The organism is Phenylobacterium sp. T106 (genome assembly GCF_057219735.1).
The window spans coordinates 34,647-59,003 of the sequence record NZ_JBXVWA010000008.1 but is presented as its reverse complement, the minus strand read 5'-3'; the positions used below and the strand labels follow the sequence as shown (position 1 = coordinate 59,003).

Here is a 24,357-nt window from a genome sequence, read left to right as displayed (position 1 = left end):
CCAAGGCGGGCGATGGCCCCGCCCACCTGCCGCCTCTACCTGATCACCCCGCCTCGCCTGGACGACCTCGCCGCGTTCGGCCACGTGCTGGCCCAGGCGCTGGACGCCGGGGACGTGGCGGCGCTGCAGATCCGGCTCAAGGATGTCCCCGACGAGATCGTCGCCGCGGCCGTCGACGCGCTCTCGCCCATCGCTCAGGCGCGCGGCGTCGCGGTGATCCTGAACGACCGCCCCGACCTCGCCGCCCGCCTGGGGTGCGACGGCGTCCACGTGGGGCAGGAGGACACGCCCTACCGCGAGGCGCGCCGGATCATGGGACCGGACCGGATGGTGGGGGTGACCTGCCACGACAGCCGTCACCTCGCCATGGAGGCCGCGGAGGCGGGGGCCGACTACGTGGCGTTCGGGGCGTTCTTCCCGACCACGACGAAGGACCCCAAGACCCGCGCCGACCCCGAGATCCTGACCATCTGGCAGGAGACCATGGAGACGCCCTGCGTCGCCATCGGCGGCGTCACGGTGGAGACCGCGCGCGGCCTGGCGAAGGCGGGCGCGGATTTCGTCGCCGTCTCGGCCGGCGTCTGGAACCACCCCGACGGCCCCGCCGCGGCGGTGAAGGCCTTCAACGCCGAGATGGCCGCCGGCGTCGCCGAGCGATAGGGCCGAGCCAGGCCGGCGGGGCTGCCACCCGCCCGGTCCTCCCCTGCCAGGGAAGGGGAACCATGCGCCAGCATGGTGGAGGGGTGGTGAGCGCCGAGCTTGGCCCCCCTTCACCGCCTTCGGCGGTCCCCCTCCCCCTGCGGGGGAGGACCGTTGCGGAGCCTCGCGCATGAGACGGGGTGGCTGGCCTCGGTCGGCTATTCCGGCGGGCCGTCCTCGTAGACCGGCACGCCCTTGGGCGACGTGACGAACGGGTGGCCGGTGGCGGCGTGGGTCATGCGGTGCGGCCCCGGCAGGGTCGGGTCGGCGAAGCAGCCGCCGGCGACGCCCAGGATGTCCTCGCCCCAGCCGTCGTCGTCGGGCGCGTACCAGACCGAGGTCCCGCAGCGGGCGCACTGGCGGAAGCGGGTCGTCGCGTCGTCGAGCCGGAACGTCCTCTCTTCGCCGCTCTGCGCCACCATCTGGCTCGGCCGGAAGTAGGCCGTCACGCCGAAGAAGCTGCCGGTCCGGCGCTGGCAGCGCGTGCAGCAGCAGCTGGAGACCAGCAGGGGATCGCCCTCCAGCGTGACGGCGTAGTCGCCGCAGAAGCACCGCGCCGTCCGGGTGGTCATCGTCCGCTCCTTGCCTTCCACGGCCCTGGCGACTAGGTATCGCGCCCTCTATCCGCCGCCGAGATCTTTCACACCGTGAGCACCCAGTCCGCCCTCCTGAAGGTGATGAGCGACGCTGCGCGCAAGGCCGCGCGCGGCCTGAACCGTGACTTCGGCGAACTGGGCGAGCTGCAGGTGGCCAAGAAGGCGCCGGCCGACTTCGTCTCGGCCGCCGACCTCAAGGCCGAACAGGTGCTCTTCGAGGCGCTCACCAAGGCGCGGCCGGGCTACGGCTTCTGGGGCGAGGAACGCGGTCTCGTCGAGGGCACCGACAAGACCCACCGCTGGATCGTCGATCCGCTCGACGGGACGACGAACTTCCTGCACGCGATCCCGCACTTCGCCATCAACATCGCCCTCGAGCGCGACGGCGCGGGCATCGTGGCCGCGGTGACCTACAATCCGATCACCCACGAGATGTTCTGGGCCGAGAAGGGCAAGGGCTGTTTCGTCAACGAGCACCGGCTGCGCGTGGCGGCCCGCTCGCGCCTGGACGAGGCGGTGCTGGCCACCGGCATCCCGTTCCTGGGCCACGGCCAGCATGCGAGGTTCCTGAAGGAGCTGCACCAGATCAGCCAGCGGGTCGCGGGCGTCCGCCGCTTCGGCTCGGCGGCCTTGGACCTGGCCTGGGTCGCGGCGGGCCGTTTCGACGGCTACTGGGAGCGCGACCTGAAGCCGTGGGACCTGGCGGCGGGCATGCTGCTGGTCGCCGAGGCGGGCGGCAAGGTCACCGACGCCGAGGGCGGTGACGCGGTCCTGACGCAGGGCTCCATCGTCGCAGGCAACCTCGACATCCACCCGCTGCTGCTGGGACGGCTGACGGCGGCGAAGTAGGTCCGGCGGACCGGGCGGCGCGCGAGAGCCGACCCCGGCGCAGTTCGCCGGACAGCCCCGGCGCCTCGGGTTCAGGCTGATGGTCCTCCCCCGCAGGGGGAGGGGAACCGCCGAAGGCGGTGGAGGGGGGCCGCCTGCGGCGCTCGCGACCCCTCCACCATGCTGCGCATGGTCCCCCTCACCTTGCAGGGGAGGACTGAACTGCGGCCTTCGCCCTTCGCGTCCGCGGCGAGAAACTCCTGTCGCCTGCGCGACGCGAAACGGGGCTAAGCTCCGCCGCATGATCACCCGCCGCACGCTCGCAGCCACCGGCCTAGCCGCCGCCACGACGCCCGCCTTCGCCCAGACGAAAGGGAAGCGCCCGCTCGTCATCGCCCACCGCGGCGCCAGCGGCGAGCGGCCCGAGCACACGCTGATGGCCTACACCCTGGCCGTCGACGAGGGCGCCGACTTCATCGAGCCCGACCTCGTCTGCACCCGGGACGGCCACCTCGTCGTGCGGCACGAGAACGAGATTTCGGGAACCACGGACGTGGCGGGCCGGCCGGAGTTCGCGGGCCGCAAGACCACCAAGACCATCGACGGGGAGGCGGTCACCGGCTGGTTCACCGAGGACTTCACCCTCGCCGAGCTGAAGACCCTGCGCTGCCGCGAGCGCCTGCCGCAGCTGCGGCCGGGCAGCGCGAAGTTCGACGGGCTGTACGCGATCCCGACCTTCCAGGAGGTGGTGGACCTCGCGAAGGCCGAGGGCCGCCGCGTGGGCCGCGTCATCGGGACCTATCCCGAGATGAAGCACCCGGCCTATTTCGCGAGCATCGGCCTGCCGCTGGAGGCGCGGCTCGTGGCCGCGCTCCGCAGGAACGGGCTGAACAGCCCGGCGGCGCCGGTCTTCGTGCAGTGCTTCGAGGTCGAGCCGCTGAAGGCCTTCCGGGCGTCCGGCGGGCGCGCCCGTCGCGTCATGCTGGTGGCGCAGGGCGCCGCGCCGGTCGACGTGAAGTCCGCCGCCGGCGTCAGGGCCATCGCCGCCTTCGCCGAGGGCCTGGGACCGGAGTGGCCGTTGGTCATCCCGATCGTCGATGGCCGCCTCGGGGCGCCGACGGCGCTGGTGGCGGACGCGCATGCGGCGGGGCTGCAGGTCCACCCCTGGACGGTGCGGGCCGAGAACGCCTTCCTGCCGCCCGCCCTGCGTCAGGGCCGCGACCCGGCCGGCCACGGCGACGCCGAGGCTCTGTTCAGGGCCCTCTACGCCGCCGGCGTCGACGGCGTGTTCTCGGACTTCCCGCTGCTCGCCGCCCTGGCGCGCGGCGAGGCCGCGCAGGCCTGACCGCCCGCCGTCGCCCGCCGCGGAAGCTGCCTAGGCCGCCTCGAACTGAAGCGCCGCGAGACGGGCGTAGAGGCCGTTCTTCGCGACGAGGGCGTTGTGCGTGCCTTCCTCGACGACGCGACCCTCGTCCATGACGACGATGCGGTCGGCCTTGAGCACGGTGGCCAGGCGGTGGGCGATCACCAGGGTGGTGTGGCCCTTCATGGCCTCGTCCAGCGCGCGCTGGACCAGGTGTTCGTTCTCGGCGTCGAGGGCGCTCGTCGCCTCGTCGAGCAGCAGGATCGGCGCCTCGCGCACCAGAGCGCGGGCGATGGCGAGGCGCTGGCGCTGACCGCCTGAGAGCGCGCGGGCGCGGTCGCCCACCTGGGTGTCGAGCCCTTCCGGCAGGGACTGGAGGAAGCCCTCGGCCTGAGCCGCGCGGATGGCGGCCTGGACGTCGGCGTCGCCGGCCCCCTCGCGCCCGAAGCGCACGTTCTCGGCGGCCGAGCCCGAGAAGAGCGGGCTGTCCTGCGCCACCAGGGCCATCCGGGCGCGGACCTCGCGCGGGTCGGCGTCGCGCAGATCGACCCCGTCCAACAGCACGCGCCCCGCCTGAGGGTCGTAGAAGCGCAGCAGCAGGCGCAGCACGGTGCTCTTGCCCGAGCCGGAGGGGCCCACCAGCGCCACCCGTTCGCCGGGCGCCACGCGCAGGCTGAACCCGCTGAGCGCGGGCAGGTCCGGGCGGGCGGGGTAGGCGAAGGTGACGTCCTCGAAGGCGATCTCGCCGCGCGGCGGCTGCGGCAGGGCCACGGGGCGCGCGGGCGGGGCCACGCCGGGCCGGGCGTCGAGCAGCTCGCCGATGCGGTCCATGGCGCCGGCGGCCTTCTGCACCTCGCCCCAGGTCTCGCCCAGGGCGCCGACCGAGCTGGCCGCCATCACCGCCAGGAAGGCGAACTGGAAGAGGGCGCCCCAGCTGATCTCGCCGCGCAGGCCCGCATGCACGCCGAGCCAGAAGACGCCCACGACCCCGCCGAACACCAACACGATCACCGCGGCGGTCATCATGGCCCGGGTGGTGATGCGCCGCATCTGGGCGTTGAAGGCGTTCTCGACCGCGGCGCCGAACCGGTCGGCCGCCGCCCGCTCGCGCCCGAAGGCCTGCACGGTCTCGAGCGCGTCCAGGCTCTCGCCGGCCGAGCCCACGGCGTCGGCGAACCGGTCCTGGGCGTCGGTGGTCAGGCGGCGGACGCGGCGGCCGAAGATGAACAGCGGCGCGATCACGAACGGGAAGGTGAGCAGCACCAGCCCCGTCAGGTGCGGACTGACGAACACCAGCCAGACGAGCGCTCCCACCAGGATGAGGAAGTTGCGCAGCGCCACCGAGACCGAGGTGGCGAGCAGGTTCTCGATGATCGCCACGTCCGTGGTGAGCCGCGACAGCACCTCGCCCGTGCGCGTGCCCAGGAAGAACGAGGGGTCCAGGGTCAGGATGTGGCGATAGACGGCCTTGCGCAGGTCGGCCACGACGCGCTCGCCCGTGCTGGTGACGAAGTAGAAGCGCATCGCGGTGGCGACGGCGAGCGTGGCGGCCACCGCGCCCACCAGCAGGAATCGCTGGTCCACGGTGCGGGCGTCCAGGCCGCTTGCGGTGAGGTGGTCGACCACCTGCCGGACAGCCCACGAGATGGCCAGGGTCGCGCTGGACGACAGCAGCAGGAAGAACAGCGCCGCGCCCGCCCGGCCCCAGTGCGCGGCGAGGAACGGCGCGAGGCGGCGCAGCGCGCGGACGTTGCGGCTCCGGCCGCGCTTGGCGGCGGATTCGGCGAGACTCTGGGCCAGCGCCTGGCCGGCGCTGGGCCTTCCTTCGACGGAAGGCTGCGGCCCCGGCTCACTCATCCCCCAAGCACTCCAAGCGGCGCACCTTGCTTTTCGCCCCGCGCTTCTCTATACGCGCGGCTTCGTTTTTCCCTGCCCTCGCGGCGGCCGTGTCATTCCCGGTCATCAAGCGTGGGCGCGGTCCCAATACGTCAGGCGCCCGTTCGATGAAACAAGACATCCATCCCGACTATCACTTCATCACCGTGGTGATGACGGACGGCACCACCTACAAGACGCGTTCCACCTACGGGAAGGAAGGCGACACGCTGAACCTGGACATCGACCCGAAGACGCATCCGGCGTGGACGGGCGGCGGCCACCAGCTGCTCGACCGCGGCGGCCGCGTGTCGCGCTTCAACGCGAAGTTCGGCGCCTTCACGCGCAAGTGAGCCGGCGCAAGCCGGACTCATCCCGGCGAAGGCCGGGATCCACGAACACGGACGCCGCGAGGGGGCTGCCCTTCGCGGCGTTTTTTCGTAGCAGGGTCTTGGGTCGCGTCAGCCGCCGAAGGCGCTCTTCAGGCGGTCGAGGTGGCTGAGGACCGGGTTCGACGGCTCTCCGCCGGCGCTCTCCAGGTACATCCGGCGGTCCAGGTGGCGCACCCTTTCATAGAGGCGCTCGGCGCGGTCGGTCAGGGCGGTCAGCCCCCGCGGCAGCTCGTCGCGGGCGGCGGCGTCATCCTCGCGGGCCGCGACGTCGGCGTTGAGGCGGTAGCGGTCCTCGCACGCCGCGGCCGGCGCCATGTCGCCCTCGCGGACGGCGCGCTGGACCAGGAGCCAGGACGCGACCTGCATGAGCCGCGTGGTGAGCCGCATGCTCTCGGCGGCGTAGGCGAGCGCGGCGTTGCGCGACAGGAGCTTGGATTCCTGCCGGCCCTCGCCGTCGAGGTAGGCCGCGGTCTCCTCGACCAGCTCCATGCCCTCCTGGAACGTGCGCTCGAACAGCTCGGATCGGGCGAAGTCCTGGATGACGTCGTCGCGCCAGTCGGGGCTCTGGGTATCCTGCATCCGGGGGTCTCTACAGCAGGTTTGGTTTCCACGCCCTGAACGCGGGCCGGCGCGTCAGGCGCGGGGCGAGAACAGCGCATCGGCGGCGGCGCGGCCCGACCGCTTGCGGTCGATCTGCGCCTGCACCCGGGCCGCCTCGGCCTGGAGGATCTCGAGCCGCTCCTCGAGCTCGGACACGCCGTAGAGCTCGAGGTCCTCGCGACAGGCCTCGGAGAGGCGCTGGCCCCGGCCGATCCGGACTTCCGCAGGTTCTTCCACGCCGAACCCTCCTTTGCGTCCCCCGATCAGGCGGCTATCTGACCTTCCTGCGCCGATTTGCGCAAGTTCCGGGGACCAAGCCGCATGACCAGCCCCCTCGAGGCCGAGACCATGACCGCCATCGCCGTGGAGGGCGGCAAGGGCCCCGCCTCGGCGCTGAAGCCCGTCCGCCTACCCCTTCCGGAGCCGAAGGCGGGCGAGATCCTGATCCAGGTGAAGGCCGCGGGCGTCAACCGCCCGGACCTGATCCAGCGCATGGGGATGTACCCGCCCCCGCCCGGCGCGCCCGAGACCATGGGGCTGGAGGTGGCCGGGGTGGTGGGCAGGCCGGCGGGCCGCTGGAAGGCCGGCGACAGGGTCTGCGCGCTCCTGGGCGGCGGCGGCTACGCCGAGTACGCGGTGGTCGACGCGCGCCATGCCCTGCCGATCCCGGGCTCGCTGTCGTTCGAGGAGGCGGCCGGCCTGCCCGAGACCGTCTTCACCGTCTACGCCAATGTGTTCGAGCACGGCGCCCTGAAGGCCGGCGAGACCCTGCTGCTGCACGGCGCCACCTCGGGAATCGGCGTCACGGCCATCCAGATGGCCAAGGCGGCGGGCGCCAAGGTGATCGCGACCGGCCGGGGCGCCGACAAGGCCGCCGCGGCTCTGGCGCTGGGCGCCGACGTGGCCGTGGACGTCACCCGCCAGGACTTCGCCGAGGTCGCCAAGGCCGAGGGCGGCGTCGACGTCGTCCTGGACATGGTCGGCGGCGACTACTTCCCGAAGAACCTCGACGCCCTGAAGACCGGCGGACGGATCGTCTTCATCGCCAGCCTGGGCGGCGGCGAGATCACCGTGCCCGTGTTCCGGATCATGCAGAAGCGCGCGGTGATCACGGGCTCGACGCTGCGGCCCCGCGACGCCGACGAGAAGGCGCGGCTCGCCGCCGAGGTGGAGCGCGTGGTCTGGCCCTGGATCGCCGCCGGCAAGCTGAAGACGCAGGTGGACAAGGTCTTCCCGCTCGAGGAGGCGGGCGCGGCCCAGGCGCACCTGGAAGCGGGCGGCCACGTGGGCAAGGTGATCCTGAAGACCGGCTGAGCCGCGGCGCCCGGCGGCGCTCCCGGCTTTGTGTCCATACCGAAAAATCGAAAACGATTGACCTGGCGGGAGCCTCCCGTCACGGTCGCGACGTCGGCACGGAGCGCCTCCAGAACGCTGCGGCCGCCGCGATCGGGAGGACTCCATGACGGCAGCGGCCGGCCCGGCGCCACGCCTGGGCTATGGGACCAAGGTGCTCTACGCCGTGGGCGGCACGGCGACCAACCTGAAGCTGCGCGCCCTCTCGACCTTCCTGGTGCTGTTCTACAACCAGGTGGTGGGGCTGCCGCCGCAGATGGTGGGCACGATCCTGATGATCGCCATCGTCATCGACGCGGTCGTGGACCCGATCGTGGGCCAAGTCTCGGACAACTTCCGCTCGCGCTGGGGCCGGCGGCATCCGTTCATGCTGGCGGCCGCGCTGCCCTATGCGCTGGCCTTCTTCCTGCTCTGGAACCCGCCACAGGGGTGGAGCGACGCGGCGCTGGGGATCTACCTCGCGGCCTGCGTGATCTCGGTGCGCTTCTTCGACTCGTTCTTCGAACTGCCGCACCAGGCGCTCGCGCCCGAACTGGCGCGAGGCTACGACGAGCGGACCAACCTGATGGCCCTGCGCCACTTCTTCATGGTGGCGGGCGGCCTGGGCATGACGGTCCTCGCCTACCAGGTCTTCCTCAAGGAGCGGCCTGACGGCACCGGCGGCGTGCTCGCCCGGGACGGCTATTTCGCCTACTCGCTCACCGGCGCCCTGATCATCTTCGCCACGGTGCTGATCTCCACGCTGGGCACCGCGCACCGCATCCCGCACCTCGCCACCGCGCCGGTCCGCAAGATCACGGTGAAGGGCATGGCGCTGGAGATGTTCCACACGCTCAACAACCGCGCCTTCCTGTCGGCCGCGTTCGCCATGATGCTGATCGCCATCGCGGTCGGCGCCCGCAACGGCCTGGAGATCTACTTCGGCCTCTACTTTTGGGGCCTGCGCCAGTCGCAGCTCGCGACGCTGGCCACCATGAGCGTGATGGGCGGCTTCCTGGGCGTGCTGCTCGCACCCGCCGTGGGTCGCTGGTTCGGCAAGAAGTACGGCGTCATCCTGGTCTTCGCGATTGCGGTCTGCGTGCACATCACGCCCGTGTCGCTGCGCCTGCTGGGCCTGGCGCCCGCCAACGGCACGCCCGAGCTGCTGTGGCTGCTCTATGGCGAGGAGATCATCAACGCCACGTTCGCCTCGGCCACCGGGATCCTGCTGGCGGCCATCGTGGCCGACGTGGTGGAGGACGCCGAGGTGAAGACCGGACGCCGTTCGGAGGGCCTGCTGCTCTCGGCCAATGCGCTGTTCCGGAAGATGATTTCGGGCATGGGCGTGTTCATCGCCACCGGCGTGCTGGCCTTCGTGGGCTTCCCCGAGAAAGCCGAGCGCGGCCAGGTGCCGGACGAGGCGCTGTACGGCCTGGGCCTGGCCTACATCCCGATCATCGTGGGCCTGTACGGGTCGGCCATCCTGCTGCTCTTCGCCTACAACATCACGCGGCAGAAGCACGAGGCGAACCTCGCCAAGCTCGCCGAACGGGCCGCCGGAACGGGCGCGGGCTAGGGTCCGTAACCCGGACCCGGTCATCGGGCGGAGGCCGGGATCCAGATAGAACGGCTCAGATGGGGTTCCGCAGGCTGGGAGTCCTTCCCATCAGGACACCGCGCGTGGATCTGGGTCCCGGCATTCGCCGGGACGGTCGGAAGCTGTCGAGATCGCGGCGCGACGGGAGTGAGGGCGGTAGAGCAGCGCTGCCTTAACCGCAGAGATCGCGGAGGAGGCGCATAGGGCGCGGAGACCTCTGCGCTCTCTGCGTTCGTCTCTGCGTCCTCTGCGGTTCAATCGAGCGCCTACGGCGCCTGAAGCCCCCGACGGCGTCCGCAGGCTCCGGGCTAGTGCTTGAACACGCCCATGAGGAGCGGCTTGGCGAACACCGCCGCCGCCGACCTCGGCCGGACGTCGGGCACGAGATAGCCCAGCTCGGCGCAGGCGTTGAGGGTCGCGTTCAGCATCTGCGAGGCGATGAAGGGGTCCACGGGACGCAGCGAGCCCTCGGCGATGCCGTCCGAGATCATGGAGGCGAAGCGGTCCGACACCCGGTTGGCGTGCTCGACCATCACGCCGCGGATCTGTTCGGGGAGCGCCGTGAGCGCGTTGGTGCGCAGGAGCGGGCCGTGCTCCGACAGCTGGAACTCGGCCAGGGCGGCGGCGCAGGCCGACAGCTTCTCCCACTGGTCGCCGGGCAGCTCCATGGCGAGCCGCTGGGCGCGGGTCATCACCTCGAAGCTGCGCTCGAAGCAGGTGACCACGAGATCGTCCTTGGCCTCGTTGTGGTGGTAGAAGCTGCCCTTGGTGACGTTGAGCTCGGCCGAGATCTTGTCGACCGACGCCCCGCGATAGCCGCGACGGTTGATCAGCCGCGTGGCCGCCAGCAGGAACACCTCGCGCCCGGGTCCGCCCTCGCCGTCGGCCAGCCGTTCCATGTCGATGGGCGCGGGCGTCCAGGCCGCGTCGTCCCGGGCGACGCCGTGCAGGAAGACGTCGACCATCCGGTCGCGGACCCGCGGATAGTCCTCGATGTCGTAACGGGCGAGCCAGGCGCCGCCCCAGAACACCTGCTCGAGGATCACCCGCGTGCGCGCGGTGCGGCGGCCGCGCGACATCCACGCGAGATCGGGGTGGTCGAAGATCTGGCGCGCCTTGCGGAACAGCCGGCCGTAGGCGGTGGCGACCTCCTCGCGGCGCGGGGAGGTCAGGGCGCGCAGTTCCGAGATGATCGGCAGTGGCGGCGCCGATCCCGCGGCCGTGGCCTTCAAGGCGTCGAGGTAGCCGGACAGGAAGTCCTGCAGCCGCGCCTCGGGCGTGGGCGCGCGCACGGCGGCGTCGGCGATGTCGTGCAGCCGCTCGATCCCGCGCGTGATGCAGGCGGCCGCCAAGTCGTCCTTGCGCTTGAAATAGTAGGTGACGCTGGTGGTGGAGAGGTCGACCGCGGCGGCGGTGTCGCCCAGGGTCAGCCCCTTGATGCCCTTGCGGTTCAGGATCCGCGTGGCCGCGTCCAGGATGGCCTCGCGCTTGCGTTCGAACCGGTCCGTGGACTTCGCCGCGGCGCTGCGCTGGGCCATGTGACGCTGGTATCCCCTCTGCCCCTCCGTTGTCCCTGAAATCCGAGGGGGAGCCAAGGGGGGCGCCCTAGGGAAAACCGGGTGTCAGCTGTCCGAGAAACCGAAGGGCGCGCCGGTGCGGCGGATGTCGTCCGGCAGGATCGGGCGGCCGATCGGCGGCGCGGAGCGGGCGGTGCACTCGGTGCGGTGGCAGAGGCGGCAGGTGACGCCGATGGGGGTCGCCTCGGTCGGCTGGCCGGCGTCGACATAGACCAGCCGGTGGGCGTGCTCGGCGGCGCAGCCGAGGGCGATGGCGCGCTCCACCCTGGGCTTGCCCCAGCCGCCCCCGCCGGCGGTGACGGTGCGCGCGATGGAGAAGAACCGCTGGCCGTCGGGCAGCTCCAGCCACTGGGTGACGATCTGCCGGGGCGTGCGGAAGGCCTGGTGCACGTTCCAGAGCGGGCAACCGCCCCCGTGACGCGCGAAGGGGAAGCCCGCGCCGTCCAGGCGCTTGGAGACGTTGCCGGCCTCGTCCACCCGGATGAAGAAGAACGGCACCCGCGCGTCGCCCGGCTTCTGCAGGGTGGTGAGCCGGTGCGCCGTCTGCTCGAAGCTGGCGCCGAACTGGCGTCCCAGCGCCTCCACGTCGTAGCGACGCTGTTCGGCGGCGCGGGCGAAGGCGGTGTACGGCATCAGCACGGCGGCGGCGGCGTAGCTGGCGAGCGCGCGCCGGGTGAGCCGCTCGCCGCTCTCGGTGGCGAAGGCGCCCTCGGCGAGCACGGCGTCCACCTCGCCGCCCAGTTCCAGGTAGGCGAGTTGCAGGGCGAGCTGGAAGGTCTGGCTGGCGTTGTCCAGGTCGTCCGACAGCAGGACCTCGCGCCGGTGGTGGTCGAGCCGGCGCATCGATCCGACCATGACGGTCGGCGGCAGCCGGCGCACCCGCAGGCCGTGCCGCGCGCGCAGGTAGGCGGGCAGGCCCTCGGCGGCGCCCACCGCCTGGGCCAGGCGCTCGGCGGCGTCGTCGAGGATGGGGAAGCTGTTGCGCCGGGCGGCCAGGAAGCGGCGGGACTCGGCGACCGGATCGGCGGCGTCCTCCCCCGGCTCGGCGCCGTGCCGGTCGGCCAGGGCGAGCTGTTCCTCCTGGTAGGTGGTGTAGAGCCGCAGGAGCGCCTCGGCGACGCCGGGGAAGTTGGCGGTGAGATCGGCCACCTCCAGCGCGGGCAGGTCGATGTCGGCGAACATCGGGTCCTTGAGCACGGCCTGCAGCCGCAGCGACTCCTCGCCCGACCCCGCGCCCGCCAGCGCCGACATGTCCAGCTTGTAGGTCTGCGCCAGGCGCAGCAGCAGCTCGGCCGAGAGCGGCCGGTGATTGCGCTCCAGCAGGGCGACGTACGAGGGCGAAATGTCGAGGTCGGCGGCCATGTCGGCCTGCGTCAGGCCGCGATCGCGGCGCAGGCGCCGCAGGCTGGGCCCGACGTAGAGGCGGCGGTCGGCGGGCATTAACTAAGGTCCTGAGATGTAAGCTATTACAACATTACAGAGCAGGTCTGTAAAGTTTTACACCTAGACCGCGCCGGCCATGGCGCGCGGCCCGCGTCTTGCACTAGGCCGGGCGGGAATTCTCCTTCGAGCCAAGGATGCACACGCGATGGCCTACCAGGACCACATCATCGAGATGAGCCAGCTCATCAAGGGCAAGGGCGGCAGCTGGGACGGGATCGACGCCGAAGCCGTCGCCCGCATGCGCCTGCAGAACCGCTTCAAGACCGGCCTGGAGATCGCCAAGTACACCGCCGGGATCATGCGCGAGGACATGGCGGCCTATGACGCCAACCCCGCCAACTACACCCAGTCGCTGGGCTGCTGGCACGGCTTCGTGGCGCAGCAGAAGATGATCGCGGTGAAGCGCCACTTCGGCACCACCAAGCGCCGCTACATCTACCTGTCGGGCTGGATGATCGCCGCCCTGCGCTCGGAATTCGGCCCGCTGCCGGACCAGTCGATGCACGAGAAGACCAGCGTCCCGGCGCTGATCGAGGAGATCTACACCTTCCTGAAGCAGGCCGACGCGCGTGAGCTGGGCGGCCTGTTCCGCGACCTCGACGACGCCCGCAAGGCCGGCGACCAGGCCAAGGCGCAGAAGATCCAGGACAAGATCGACAACTTCGAAACCCACGTGGTTCCGATCATCGCCGACATCGACGCCGGCTTCGGCAACGCCGAGGCGACCTACCTCCTGGCCAAGAAGATGATCGAGGCCGGCGCCTGCGCCATCCAGATCGAGAACCAGGTCTCGGACGAGAAGCAGTGCGGCCACCAGGACGGCAAGGTCACCGTCCCGCACGAGGACTTCATCCAGAAGCTCCGCGCCGTCCGCTACGCCTTCCTCGAGCTGGGCGTCGACAACGGCGTGATCGTCGCGCGCACCGACTCCCTGGGCGCGGGCCTCACCAAGCAGATCGCCTTCTCCAAGGAACCGGGCGACCTGGGCGACCAGTACAACGCCTTCCTCGACTGCGAGGAGATCGACGCGAGCCAGGTCGGCAACGGCGACGTTGTCATCACCCGCAACGGCAAGCTGCTGCGTCCGAAGCGCCTGCCCTCCAACCTGTTCCAGTTCCGCGCCGGCACGGGCGAGGACCGCTGCGTCCTCGACTGCATCACCTCGCTGCAGAACGGCGCCGACCTGCTGTGGATCGAGACCGAGAAGCCGCACGTCGAGCAGATCGCCGGCATGGTCGACCGCATCCGCGAGGTCGTTCCGAACGCCAAGCTCGCCTACAACAACAGCCCGTCCTTCAACTGGACGCTGAAGTTCCGCGAGCAGGTCTTCGAGACCTGGGAGAAGGAAGGCAAGGACGTGGCGGCCTACGACAAGGCCAAGCTGATGAGCGCCGAGTACGACGCCACCCCGCTGGGCGTGGAAGCCGACCGGCTGATCAAGAGCTTCCAGGCCGACGGCGCGAAGCGGGCGGGGATCTTCCACCACCTGATCACCCTGCCGACCTACCACACCGCCGCGCTGTCCACCGACAACCTGGCCAAGGCCTACTTCGGCGAGGAAGGCATGCTGGGCTACGTCCTGGGCGTCCAGCGCCAGGAGATCCGCGTGGGCCTGCCCTGCGTGAAGCACCAGAACATGTCGGGGTCGGATATCGGCGACGACCACAAGGAATACTTCGCCGGCGAAGCGGCCCTGAAGGCCGGCGGCGTCCACAACACGATGAACCAGTTCGCCTGACGGCTATCGGGTTTCTGCGTGTTCGCACGGCCCGAGGCGCGTCGCCTCGGGCCGCTCTTTTTTCTGACGGACCGCCCCCCTTGCGCCCGGGGCGGATCGGGGGCTTCGGTACGGCATGGACATCACGGCAAACCTCTCGGTCGACGACCAGCTCGCGGCCTTCGTCGAAGGCGAACTCCTGCCCGGGACGGGCGTCGAGCCCGCCGCCTTCTGGGCCGCCCTGGAGGACATCCTGGCGGACTTCACGCCCAGGAACGCCGCGCTGCTGGCGGTGCGGGACGAGCTGCAGGCGAAGATCGACGCCTGGTGGCGCGACCGGAAGGGCAAGCCCTACGACGTGGCCGAGGCGACCGCCTTCCTGCGCGAGATCGGCTACCTGCGCGACGAGCCGGCAGACTTCACCATCGGCACCGGGAACGTCGACCCCGAGATCGCCCGGCTGGCCGGGCCGCAGCTGGTGGTGCCGGTGTCGAACGGCCGATACGCCCTGAACGCCGCCAACGCCCGCTGGGGCAGCCTCTACGACGCGCTCTACGGCACCGACGCGCTGGAGCCCCCCACGGGCGGGAAGGGCTATGACCCGGTGCGCGGCGGCAAGGTCATCGCCTATGCGCGCGCCCTGCTCGATCGCGTCGCCCCGCTCGCGTCGGGCAGCCACGCCGACGTCGCCGGCTACGCGGTCCTGGGCGACGCCCTGGTCCCGGCGCTGGCCGATCCGTCGCAGCTCGGCGGCTGGCGCGGCGACGCGGCCAACCCGAGCGCGGTGCTGCTGAAGCACAACGGCCTGCACCTCGAGATCCAGATCGACCGGACGCACAACATCGGCAAGGACGACCCGGCCGGCGTGGCCGACGTGCTGGTCGAGGCGGCGTTGACCGCCATCCAGGACTGCGAGGACTCGGTCGCCGCCGTCGACGCCGAGGACAAGGTGGGCGTCTACCGCAACTGGCTCGGCCTCATGAAGGGCGACCTGGCGGCCACCTTCGAGAAGGGCGGGCGCAGCGAGACCCGCCGGCTCGAGGAGGACCGCCGCTACCAGGCGCCCGGCGGCGGCAAGATCACTCTGCCCGGCCGCTCGCTGATGCTGGTCCGCAACGTCGGCCACCACATGACGACCGACATGGTCCGCTTCCAGGGCCGGGAGGCCTACGAGACCGCGGTGGACGCGCTGGTGACCGCCGCCGCCGCCCTGCACGACCTGAAGGGCGCGCGGCGCAACAGCCCGCAGGGCTCGATGTACGTCGTGAAGCCCAAGATGCACGGGCCCGACGAAGTGGCGCTGGCCGTCCGGCTGTTCGACCGTGTCGAGGACGCCCTGGGCATGGCCCGCAACACCATGAAGATGGGCATCATGGACGAGGAGCGGCGCACCAGCGCCAACCTCAAGGCCTGCATCGCGGCGGCGAAGGACCGGGTGGTGTTCATCAACACCGGCTTCCTCGACCGCACCGGCGACGAGATCCACACCGCCATGGAAGCGGGCCCGGTGATGCGCAAGGACGCCATCAAGGCCGAGCCCTGGCTGGCCGCCTACGAGAAGCGCAACGTCGAGATCGGGCTGTCCGCCGGCTTCCCCGGCCGGGCGCAGATCGGCAAGGGCATGTGGGCCGCCCCCGACATGATGAAGGGCATGCTGGAGGCCAAGGTGGGGCACCCGAAGGCGGGCGCGAACACCGCCTGGGTGCCCTCGCCCACGGCCGCGGTGCTGCACGCGCTGCACTACCACGAGGTGGACGTGCCGGGCCTGCAGGCCGAGATGGCGAAGGCGGCCACGAAGACTGGGACCGATGCGCTGCTCACGCCGCCGCTGGCGAACTCCAACTGGAGCCCGGCCGACGTACAGCAGGAGCTGGACAACAACGCCCAGGGCATCCTGGGCTACGTGGTCCGCTGGATCGACCAGGGCGTGGGCTGCTCGAAGGTGCCCGACATCCACGACGTGGGCCTGATGGAGGACCGCGCCACGCTGCGCATCTCGAGCCAGCACATCGCCAACTGGCTGCATCACGGCGTCTGCACCGAGGCGCAGGTGCGCGAGACCTTCGCGCGGATGGCCAAGGTGGTGGACGCCCAGAACGCCGGCGACCCGCTCTACACGCCCATGACCGGCAACGAGGGCGGCTCGGCCTACCAGGCGGCGCTGGACCTGGTGTTCAAGGGCCGCGAGCAGCCGAACGGCTACACCGAGCACATCCTCACGGCCCGCCGCCGCGAGCGGAAGGCGCAGCTGCGCGGGTAGGACTGTCGTCTGAAGGCCGGGCGGGCGTGCGGGGCGGTGGATCCGCCCCGTCCGACCACGGAGATGGCGGAGGCGCCTACGGCGCGACGACCAGTTCGCGATAGGCGCGCCAGCTGGCCAGGCCCAGCCACGGGAAGACGATGATCAGCGCCGCGAAGCCGGTGGCGGCGCTGCCGATCGTCAGCACCGCGATGATCGCCGCCCAGATCAGCATGGGAACGAAGTTGTCGTGCACGGCCCGGACGCTGGTGGCCGTCGCCTCGAAGAAGCCGCGCCGGGGATCGAGGAGCATGGGCGCGGAGACGACGAACAGGCAGAAGGTGAAGAACGCCATCGCGCCGCCGACGATCGAGCCGGTGACCAGCATCCGATGTCCCTCTGCGCTGGTCGCGGCGAAGCGGACGAAGGAGTCCACCGTGCGGTGGATCTGGTAGGTCGACAGCCCGTAGACGATCTGCGCGGCCTGCACCCAGATCCCGAAGATCACGAACAGCACCAGCCCGAGATAGGCCACGTCCTGGCGCAGCGTGCCGGGGGGCAGGAAGGTGCTCGCCAGGGTGAACGGCTCGCGCGCCTCGAGCCGTCGACCGGTCTCGTAGTTGCCCATGGCCAGCACCGGGGCCACGAAGACGAAGCCGAAGGTCAGCGCCAGGGCCCAGAACGCCAGGTTGGAGCCGATCAGCGCCGCGGCGATCCCGGCGCAGACGCCTGCCGTCACCAGGCCGAAGGGCAGGGACACCCGCCACGACGCCCAGAGCGCGCGCCAGCCCCAGCCGAGCCACTTCAGCGGCGCGGTCGGCCCGATCCGCTGCACGCCCGGCAACCGCGATGTGGCCGCCATGCCTGTCCTCCCGCCGCGCCGTCGTTGCGGCGCCGCACGGCGAAGCTGACGCGGCCCGCGCCGGCCCGGCCTTGCGATCGGTCAATGCGGCGCGGACGGAATCAGGCAGCGGCGCCCGCACCTTCCAGCCAGGCGTAGGCGGAATGGTTGTGGATCGACTCGAAGTTCTCGGACGAGACCTCGTAGCGCGCGATCCGCGGATCGTCGGCCAGTCGCGCCGCCACGTCGCGCACCAGGTCCTCCACGAACTTGGGGTTCTCGTAGGCGCGTTCGGTGACGAATTTCTCGTCGGCCCGCTTCAGCAGGCCCCACAGCTCGCACGACGCCGCGTCCTCGGCGATCCGGATCAGGTCGTCGGGCATCATCCGCACGCCCTGCGCCAGCGCCGCGGTGATGGTGATGTGGCTCCGCTGGTTGTGGGCCCCGTAGCGCGAAATCGTCTTCGAGCAGGGGCAGAGGCTGGTCACCGGCGCGGTGACGGAGAGGCTGACGGTGGTTCGGCCGCCGGCGCATTCGGCCCCAAGCGTGACGCGGTAGTCCATGAGGCTGGGGATCCCCGAGACCGGCGCCTGCTTGGTGAGGAAGATCGGCGCGGCGAAGGAGAGGAAGCCGCCGTCGGCCTCCAGGAGGTCCAGCATGTCTGCCATCAGGCCGGGCAGGTCGCCGCTATCGAGGGGCCGCCGCATCTCCTGGAGCAAAGCCACGAAGCGCGACATGTGCGTGCCCTTCTGGTCGGCCGGCAGCGCGACGTACATCTCGACCTCGGCGACGGTGGGGCAGGGACCCTGGCCGGTGAGCAGGGTGACCGGGTGGGTGACGCCGCGCACGCCGACCCGCTGGATGGGCTGGCCGCGCCGGTCCGCGCTGGCCTGGACGTCGGGGAGTTCGGTGGGCGTGAAGGCGTTCATGGTGGGTCCTGCGGCCGGGTTGTCATGGACAATGGCGCCGAGCTGAGGCATTTGTCCAGGACAAGATGAACGTGTCGCCAAAATCCGAGCCCGCGGGCCTGATCCCTATCGGGGAAGCCGAGCGCCGCAGCGGCGTCGCGAAGGAGACCCTGCGCGTGTGGGAGCGGCGCTACGGCTTCCCTGCGCCGCTGCGTGACGCTGCGGGCGACCGCCTCTACACCCCCGAAGACGTGGAAAAGCTCAGGCTGATGAAGACCCTGATCGACCACGGGGATCGGCCCGCCCGGCTGGCGCCGCTGAGCCGGGAAGAGCTGGCCGCCCGGCTGCTGACGCCCTCGCCCGCCAACGACGGCCAGGCCGGAGCCTGGGTGGAGGATGCGCTGGACCGCCTGCGGCGGCATGACGTGGACGGGCTGCGCGAGCTGATGCAGTCGGCGATCTACGCCCAGGGCCTCGCGAGATTTGTCCAGGACAATGTGGCGACGCTGACCCGCGCCGTGGGCGAGGCCTGGATCGGCGGGCGGCTGCAGGTCTACGAGGAGCACCTGTTCACCGAGCAGCTGGTGCGGATCCTCCGCGGGGCGCTGGACGGCCTGCCGCGGCCGGCGGCCGCCCGGCCGCGCGTCCTGCTCACCACGCTCCCCGGCGAGCCCCATGCGCTGGGGCTGCTGATGGCCGAGTGCCTGCTGGCCCTGGGCGGGGCCCGGTGCCTCTCGCTGGGCGCTGAGACGCCGCCCGCCGAGGTGGTCGCGGCCGCCCGCGCCCATGGGGCCGACGTCGTCGCGGTCTCATTCTCCGCCATGGTTCCCGCCGAGGCCGCGCGGCGCGCCGCCGCCGACCTGCGCGCCGCGCTGCCCCCGGAGACGGAGCTGTGGGCCGGAGGCGCCAGCGCGGCCCACGTCGGGCCCGCGCCCGGCGTGCGGACGCTGCCCAACCTTCCCGACATCCCCGAGGCCCTCGACCACTGGCGGTCGGTGGCGGCCGGGCCACGCTGAACCGGAGACGACGCATGCTGCAGATCGCACTGGGGGTCGCTGCCGCCGCGGCCCTCCTCGTCTACGCGCCGGGCGCCTCGCGCGCCTCGGTCGAACAGCCTCGCTACGAGGTGCTCGAGCGGGACGGACGGGTCGAGCTGCGCGCCTACCCCTCGCTGATCGCCGCCGAGACCGTGGTGCAGGGCGACGATTCCACCGCCCGCAACCGCGGCTTCCGCCGGATCGCCGACTACATCTTCGGCGCCAACCAGAGCCGCGCCTCCGTGGCCATGACGGCCCCCGTCGCCCAGGCGCCCGCGTCCGGCGCCTCGGAAAAGATCGCCATGACGGCGCCTGTGGCCCAGGAGCCGGCGGAGGGCGGCTGGCGCGTGCAGTTCTTCATGCCGGCGGCCTACGACATGGAAACCCTGCCGCGGCCGAACAGCGCCGACGTGGTCCTGCGCCGGATCCCGGCCGAACGCTATGCGGTGATCCGGTTCAGCGGCCTGGCCGGCCGCGCGCGTCTCGCGCAGCGGGAAGTCGAGCTGAGAGCCGCCATGGCAGCCCGAGGCTGGGAGGCCAAGGGCCCCGCGGTCTACTGGTTCTATGATCCGCCGTGGACCCCGCCGCCGATGCGCCGCAACGAGGTGGCGCTCCTCGTCGCGGCGTCGTGACGGTCTACTTGCGCACCCAGCCGCCGCCCTCGGGCTTGTAGTACTCGCCGGGCTTCAGGCGGGCCTGTACCACGGCCTTGTAGGCCGCCGCGCCAGCCGCCTCGACCGGGACGCCGTTCTTCGCGGCCGCCTCGCGGTAGAGCGCCGCGCGGCCCTGGTTGATCTCCTCGACCGCGGCGCGCAGCGCCGGATCGCTGGAGGGCTTCACGAAGCCCAGGAAGCCGTCGGCCTGCTCGCCGACGACGCCGGAGGCCTTGGCCGAGTCGACGGCCGTCTTGGCGTCGATCGCGACGGCGGCGGCGGGCGCCACGGCCAGGGCGGCCAGGACGGCGGCGGCGATGGAAAGATCGTATCTCATGTCTTGTCCTCTCCCTCAGAAGAGGTTGGGGTTCTTCTGGATGAGGGCCTTGACGTCCTCGTCCAGCTGCAGCCGGACGTTGGCGTCCAGCTTGGCGTAGATGGTGATCGGCGCGACCTCGACCCTCACGGTCGGGGCGCACGCGGCGAGGCTCGCGATGGCGAGCGCGGCCAGAACGAGCCTCATGGAACGGTCCTCATCATGTCTCCTTGTTGACGCGTCGTGGGTGAACCCAAGCTGAACCGTCATCGGTCGCCGCCCTGCGGCTGGCGCGCCTTCTGATACTCCGCCCAGTCGTCCAGCAGGTCGTCGAGGTTGAGCGTCGTGTCCAGCGTCAGGTTCACCTTGGTGCCCGAGGGCAGCGGCAGCTTGCGGCCCAGGAACCGCCTCTGGATCAGGTCCATCAGGGTGAGCCGGATGGCCTGCTTCGTGGGCGGATCGTGGCGACCCACGATGTGGAAGAGGACGCCCAGGCGGCCGTCCTCGCGGCTGGCGATCGAGGCTTCGAGCGTCTCGAACGCCAGGTTCTCCATGGCCTGGTAGGCGAAGTCGGTGAAGGTGGCGTTGGGGTCGACCACCGGCGCGGCGGCGGGCGCGGCCACCGCGGTGTCGGCCTGCACGCCGGTGAGCGCGGTCCGGTCGATGGAGATGCGGCCCGGCTGGACCGCGCGCAGCTCGCCGCCGGTGATGCGCACGCGGTTGCCCGACCGCTCGAACGGCACGCGACCGCTGACCTTGGCGTCCAGCTCGACCTTGTCGCCAAAGGGCGAGGCCTCGACGAGGTCGTGCAGCTGCACGCCGTCGAAGAACAGCACCCCGCGGGTCGGCGCGCCGGGCGTGAGCGGGATCTCCAGGGTCTCGACGCGCACGCGGCCGCCGCCCACCAGCGCCTCGCCGCCGGCGATGGTGATGAGGTCGTCGCGCAGCGCGAACTTCGCGCGCAGGGCGGTGACCGGCACGATGGCCTCGATCGCCTCGATGCTGAGCTCCTGCCCCGGCGCGGCGCGGAGCGGGGCGAGGCTCTCGAACGCCAGCTCCCCCCTTAGGCCCTTCACCGGCCCGGCCGGACTGGCGAAGTCGAGGCGGGGCACGGACAGGACCCCCGTGCTCGTCGCGCCCTCGGGCGCCCAGTCGAAGCGACCCTGGAAGCGGGCCGAACCGGTGGCGGGAGATCCGACCGCGGCCGCGAGCGGGGACAGGTCGACCGGCTGGAGCCCGCCTTCGGCGAACTGCAGGAGCGGGGTCTCGACCACCGCCACGCCCAGGGCGAGGCGGCTGTCGTGGGTGACGCGCGCGATCGCGATCGCGCCGCCGTCCGGGCGGCGGACGTCGAGGTCGGCCGTCCAGATGAAGTCGGCCAGCGACACCGGGCCGCTGAAGGTGACGGGGTTGAACCGCGTCTCCGGCGCCGTGTCGGCGAGGCCCGCCGAGACGACCTGCGCGCGCACGCCCATCGCCCCGCCCCGCCCGTCGACGCGCACCCGCGCGACGCCGCGCCTCACGCGGGCCTGCAGGAAGGGGACGGCGGCGCTCACCGCCTCCGCGCGCCCCGCCAGCGACCAGCGACCGTCCCGCATCGTCAGCATCGGCCCGCCCGCCGGGCAGAGGCGGCCCGACACGGATTCGACGTCGTTGGCGCCAAGTTCCAGCCGCCGGCCGCCGAACGCCACGCACCGGGCGGCCATGAAGGTGATCGCCGCGCCGGTCTGGACGCGGCCGGCCGCCTGCAGCGTTCCGCCGACCAGCGAGGCGAAGGCGATGTCGCGCGCCTGGAGCGCCACGTCGGCGCCGCCGTTGCGGAGGTTCGAGACGGTCGCCTCGGCCTGGGGCAGTCCGCCGCCGCGGCTGGCGATGCGGATCGCGCCTCCGTCCGGGGCCGTGATCTGGACCTCGCCGCCGCCGTCGGGCCGGATCCGCAGCGGGGTGGCGAGCGCGAGACGCAGCGGGGGGGGCGACGCGCCCCCGCCAGACCGGGCGTCCAGTTCGGCGCGCAGGCCCGAGGTCGAGAGCGTGAAGCCGCGTGCGGCGCGCTTCAGCGCGGCCACCTGCTCGGTGTCGCCGGCGGCGACCGGACCCAGCCCGTCCCAGCGTCCGCGGCCCTGCAGGCCCGCGCGCATCGACGCCTGGAGGCCGGCCGCGGCCGCGTCGAACGACAGCGCGCCGTCGAGGGCGAGCCTTGGAAGCGACAGCTCCGCGGCGCGCACGTCGGCCACGCCGGCGGCCAGGCGGCCCGTCCCGGTGACCCGGTCGCCGCCGCGCCGCAGCCAGCGCAGGTCGTCGCTGACCAGCCGCGCCCGCACGGCCCCGGCGCGCGCCGTCCCGGCCTCCGCCCCCGCGGCGGCGAGCTCGACCACGCCGCGGCCCTCCAGGGCCAGGGTGTCGATCCAGCCCCGGCTGCGGCCGTCGAAGGCCGCGGTCATGACGGGGGCCCGCACCGTCTGGCCCCCGCCGGCGAGACGGTCGGCCGTGAGGTTGGCCCGCAGGGTGACCGCGCCTTCGCCCGATCGCTTGACGAGGTCGGGATAGGGCCCACGGATCGACACGGTCAGGCGGCCGCCGGTAAGCGTCCGATCGGCGAAGGCCGCGCGCGAGATCGGCAGGCTCAGGCTGGCGTCCGTCCGGCTGGCCGTCGTGGAGGCCCGCAACACGCCGGCCCCGGTCTCCAGCGCAAAGCCGCCGCCGGCCAGCCGCGCGGGGGCCGCCGTGGCGGCGAGGCTGCGGAGCCGGCCGTCCTCGACCAGGGCGTCGGCGGCGAGCCGCAGTTGGCCGTAGTCCGTGGCCAGCACCACCAGGCCGTCGTCGATCGAAATCCTCGGCTGGGCGGCGTCCGGGCGGGGCGGGCGGCGCAGGACCTCCTGCACCAGCCGGTCCAGGCTGCCGACGCTGAGCCGTCCATCCTTGAGCCGCGCGCGCAGCACCGGCTTGCGCATGGCGACCGAAACGACCTCGACGCCCGTGAGGCGGGGCCGATAGCGCACCTCGACCCGCTCCGCGGCGAAGTCGGGGCTGCGGGGATCGCCCAGCGCCAGGCGCGCGGTGAACGTGGTCGGGCCGATGGCCTCGACCTCGGCGTCGGCCGCCACGCCCTTCGACCGCAGCCAGTCGGTGAGGGCGTCCCGCGCCAGGGTCCTGCGGTTCAGCCACGCCAGGGCCGCCACCACCACCAGCACGACGCCCGCCACCGCCAGGACGAGGCGCAGCGGTCGGGTCTTGGCGGGCTTGGCGTCAGGCAAGGAGGAGGGCTCGGCGATGAAGCGTCACCCTAGATAGCGCAGAATGCGGCGGATCGATGCGCCGGCGCGGAATTGGTGGAGAGGGCGAGAGCAGGCTCGAAGCGGAAAAGCGTCACAATCGCCCACCACCCGCGGTACGCGCGGGAAGGTCCCCCTCCGCCTGCAACTACGGTGAATCCGCCGTCAGGGATGCGGTCAGACGCCCAGCTGGGCCAGCGCCACGCCGCCGTCGACGGCGATGGTCTCGCCCACCACGTAGTCCCCGGCCCGGCTGGCCAGGTAGATCGCCACGCCCTGCATGTCCTCGTCGGTCCCGATCCGGCGCGACGGGATGCGCCGGGCCACCTCGTCGCCCTGGTCGCGCGCCACGCGGTTCATGTCGGAGGCGAAGGCGCCCGGCGCGATCGAGCTCATCACGATGTTGTCTTCGATCAGCCGGGCGGCCATGCGGCGCGTGAGGTAGATCAGGCCGGCCTTCGAGGCGTGGTAGGCGTAGGTCTCCTGCGGGTTCAGCCGGATGCCGTCGATCGAGGTGATGTTGATCACCTTCGACGGGCGCTCGTGTGTGCCGCTCTTCTTCAGCGTCTCGTGCAGGGCCTGGGTGAGGAAGAACGGCGACTTCAGGTTCAGGTCGACCACCTTGTCCCAGCCGCTCTCGGGGTACTCGTCGAACGGCGCGCCCCACGCGGCGCCGGCGTTGTTGAGCAGGATGTCCAGCCGGTCCTCGTGCTCGAGGTAGCGCTTCACCAGAAGGTGGCAGCCCTCGACGGTGGAGATGTCCACCGGGATGGAGACGCAGTTCGGGCCCAGCTCGGCGGCGGTGGCGTCGCAGGCGGCGGCCTTGCGCGCGGTGATGTAGACCTTTCGGCAGCCGGCCTCGAGGAAGCCCTTGGCGATCATCTTGCCGATGCCGCGCGAGCCGCCGGTGACCAGCGCCACCTTGCCGTCCAGCGAGAACAGATTGGACGTCATGAACCTCCCCTTTCCTGTCGTTGCGGCGCCTCGGCCAGTATGGCGCGATCCCCTTGCGGGAATTGACTTGGCCTTGCCCGGCGAGGCCTATAACACGCGTTTGAATTCCACGGCCGCC

22 protein-coding genes are annotated in these 24,357 nt (G+C 71.8%); 10 read left to right on the top strand and 12 right to left on the bottom strand.

The features are described 5' to 3' along the window. The first annotated feature begins 12 nt into the window (after positions 1 to 12). Complete coding sequence (gene thiE, locus AC2D8W_RS17255; RefSeq protein WP_484672564.1) at positions 13 to 660, top strand: thiamine phosphate synthase; 648 nt, start codon at positions 13 to 15, stop codon at positions 658 to 660. Between the two features lie 197 nt (positions 661 to 857). On the opposite strand, the gene AC2D8W_RS17250 is transcribed toward thiE, so the two are convergent. Continuing rightward, complete coding sequence (locus AC2D8W_RS17250; RefSeq protein WP_484672563.1) at positions 858 to 1,271, bottom strand: GFA family protein; 414 nt, start codon at positions 1,269 to 1,271, stop codon at positions 858 to 860. 75 nt (positions 1,272 to 1,346) lie between these two features. Between AC2D8W_RS17250 and AC2D8W_RS17245 the strand changes: the two genes are divergently transcribed. Continuing rightward, entirely contained in the window at positions 1,347 to 2,144 is a 798-nt protein-coding gene (locus AC2D8W_RS17245; RefSeq protein WP_484672562.1) for an inositol monophosphatase family protein, read from the top strand. 280 nt (positions 2,145 to 2,424) lie between these two features. After that, positions 2,425 to 3,468, top strand: coding sequence for a glycerophosphodiester phosphodiesterase (locus AC2D8W_RS17240; protein ID WP_484672561.1), 1,044 nt, complete (start codon positions 2,425 to 2,427; stop codon positions 3,466 to 3,468). 30 nt (positions 3,469 to 3,498) lie between these two features. On the opposite strand, the gene AC2D8W_RS17235 is transcribed toward AC2D8W_RS17240, so the two are convergent. After that, positions 3,499 to 5,343 (bottom strand): ABC transporter transmembrane domain-containing protein, encoded by a 1,845-nt coding sequence (locus tag AC2D8W_RS17235; RefSeq protein ID WP_484672560.1) that lies wholly within the window; start codon positions 5,341 to 5,343, stop codon positions 3,499 to 3,501. A gap of 146 nt (positions 5,344 to 5,489) precedes the next feature. Here AC2D8W_RS17235 and rpmE point away from each other — a divergent pair, with 146 nt between their 5' ends. Further along, positions 5,490 to 5,714 carry a 50S ribosomal protein L31 gene (rpmE, locus tag AC2D8W_RS17230; protein WP_293457540.1) on the top strand — a complete coding sequence of 75 codons (225 nt, stop codon included), beginning with the start codon at positions 5,490 to 5,492 and terminating at the stop codon, positions 5,712 to 5,714. Positions 5,715 to 5,822: 108 nt separating this feature from the next. On the opposite strand, the gene rcdA is transcribed toward rpmE, so the two are convergent. Together rcdA and AC2D8W_RS17220 are read right to left on the bottom strand one after the other, a co-directional pair. After that, complete coding sequence (rcdA, locus tag AC2D8W_RS17225) at positions 5,823 to 6,332, bottom strand: protease adaptor protein RcdA (protein ID WP_293481165.1); 510 nt, start codon at positions 6,330 to 6,332, stop codon at positions 5,823 to 5,825. 54 nt (positions 6,333 to 6,386) lie between these two features. Further along, complete coding sequence (locus tag AC2D8W_RS17220; RefSeq protein WP_293481163.1) at positions 6,387 to 6,590, bottom strand: DUF1192 domain-containing protein; 204 nt, start codon at positions 6,588 to 6,590, stop codon at positions 6,387 to 6,389. Between the two features lie 84 nt (positions 6,591 to 6,674). On the opposite strand from AC2D8W_RS17220, the gene AC2D8W_RS17215 reads away from it, so the two are divergent. Then, positions 6,675 to 7,667: an NAD(P)H-quinone oxidoreductase gene (locus tag AC2D8W_RS17215; RefSeq protein ID WP_484672559.1), complete on the top strand. Its 993-nt coding sequence runs from the start codon at positions 6,675 to 6,677 to the stop codon at positions 7,665 to 7,667. Between the two features lie 145 nt (positions 7,668 to 7,812). Continuing rightward, positions 7,813 to 9,261, top strand: a complete 1,449-nt coding sequence (locus tag AC2D8W_RS17210) for an MFS transporter (protein ID WP_484672558.1) — start codon at positions 7,813 to 7,815, stop codon at positions 9,259 to 9,261. Between the two features lie 329 nt (positions 9,262 to 9,590). On the opposite strand, the gene AC2D8W_RS17205 is transcribed toward AC2D8W_RS17210, so the two are convergent. Together AC2D8W_RS17205 and AC2D8W_RS17200 are read right to left on the bottom strand one after the other, a co-directional pair. Continuing rightward, positions 9,591 to 10,820, bottom strand: coding sequence for a TetR/AcrR family transcriptional regulator (locus AC2D8W_RS17205; protein WP_484672557.1), 1,230 nt, complete (start codon positions 10,818 to 10,820; stop codon positions 9,591 to 9,593). Between the two features lie 84 nt (positions 10,821 to 10,904). Beyond that, positions 10,905 to 12,299: a helix-turn-helix domain-containing protein gene (locus AC2D8W_RS17200; RefSeq protein WP_484672556.1), complete on the bottom strand. Its 1,395-nt coding sequence runs from the start codon at positions 12,297 to 12,299 to the stop codon at positions 10,905 to 10,907. A 148-nt stretch (positions 12,300 to 12,447) separates the two neighbouring features. Here AC2D8W_RS17200 and AC2D8W_RS17195 point away from each other — a divergent pair, with 148 nt between their 5' ends. Continuing rightward, positions 12,448 to 14,040, top strand: coding sequence for an isocitrate lyase (locus tag AC2D8W_RS17195; RefSeq protein ID WP_293481153.1), 1,593 nt, complete (start codon positions 12,448 to 12,450; stop codon positions 14,038 to 14,040). A 115-nt stretch (positions 14,041 to 14,155) separates the two neighbouring features. Beyond that, the gene (locus AC2D8W_RS17190) at positions 14,156 to 16,279 is read left to right on the top strand and encodes a malate synthase G (protein WP_484672555.1); all 2,124 of its coding nucleotides are present in this window, start codon (positions 14,156 to 14,158) and stop codon (positions 16,277 to 16,279) included. 76 nt (positions 16,280 to 16,355) lie between these two features. On the opposite strand, the gene AC2D8W_RS17185 is transcribed toward AC2D8W_RS17190, so the two are convergent. Further along, the gene (locus tag AC2D8W_RS17185; protein WP_484672554.1) at positions 16,356 to 17,120 is read right to left on the bottom strand and encodes a DUF2189 domain-containing protein; all 765 of its coding nucleotides are present in this window, start codon (positions 17,118 to 17,120) and stop codon (positions 16,356 to 16,358) included. A gap of 101 nt (positions 17,121 to 17,221) precedes the next feature. Then, entirely contained in the window at positions 17,222 to 18,028 is an 807-nt protein-coding gene (gene folE2 / locus AC2D8W_RS17180) for a GTP cyclohydrolase FolE2 (RefSeq protein WP_484672553.1), read from the bottom strand. Positions 18,029 to 18,093: 65 nt separating this feature from the next. Between folE2 and AC2D8W_RS17175 the strand changes: the two genes are divergently transcribed. Further along, positions 18,094 to 19,023 (top strand): MerR family transcriptional regulator, encoded by a 930-nt coding sequence (locus AC2D8W_RS17175; RefSeq protein ID WP_484672552.1) that lies wholly within the window; start codon positions 18,094 to 18,096, stop codon positions 19,021 to 19,023. A 14-nt stretch (positions 19,024 to 19,037) separates the two neighbouring features. Then, complete coding sequence (locus AC2D8W_RS17170; RefSeq protein WP_484672551.1) at positions 19,038 to 19,676, top strand: SOUL family heme-binding protein; 639 nt, start codon at positions 19,038 to 19,040, stop codon at positions 19,674 to 19,676. 4 nt (positions 19,677 to 19,680) lie between these two features. Here the strand turns inward: AC2D8W_RS17170 and AC2D8W_RS17165 are convergent, their stop codons facing one another. The 4 genes from AC2D8W_RS17165 to AC2D8W_RS17150 all read right to left on the bottom strand — a co-directional run bounded on the left by AC2D8W_RS17165 (position 19,681) and on the right by AC2D8W_RS17150 (position 24,239). After that, complete coding sequence (locus AC2D8W_RS17165) at positions 19,681 to 20,034, bottom strand: YdbL family probable chaperone protein (protein ID WP_484672550.1); 354 nt, start codon at positions 20,032 to 20,034, stop codon at positions 19,681 to 19,683. 15 nt (positions 20,035 to 20,049) lie between these two features. Continuing rightward, entirely contained in the window at positions 20,050 to 20,220 is a 171-nt protein-coding gene (locus AC2D8W_RS17160; RefSeq protein ID WP_293481141.1) for a YnbE family lipoprotein, read from the bottom strand. Between the two features lie 59 nt (positions 20,221 to 20,279). After that, the gene (locus tag AC2D8W_RS17155) at positions 20,280 to 23,267 is read right to left on the bottom strand and encodes an intermembrane phospholipid transport protein YdbH family protein (protein ID WP_484672549.1); all 2,988 of its coding nucleotides are present in this window, start codon (positions 23,265 to 23,267) and stop codon (positions 20,280 to 20,282) included. Positions 23,268 to 23,462: 195 nt separating this feature from the next. Continuing rightward, positions 23,463 to 24,239 (bottom strand): SDR family oxidoreductase, encoded by a 777-nt coding sequence (locus AC2D8W_RS17150; RefSeq protein WP_484672548.1) that lies wholly within the window; start codon positions 24,237 to 24,239, stop codon positions 23,463 to 23,465. Positions 24,240 to 24,357 lie beyond the last annotated feature (118 nt).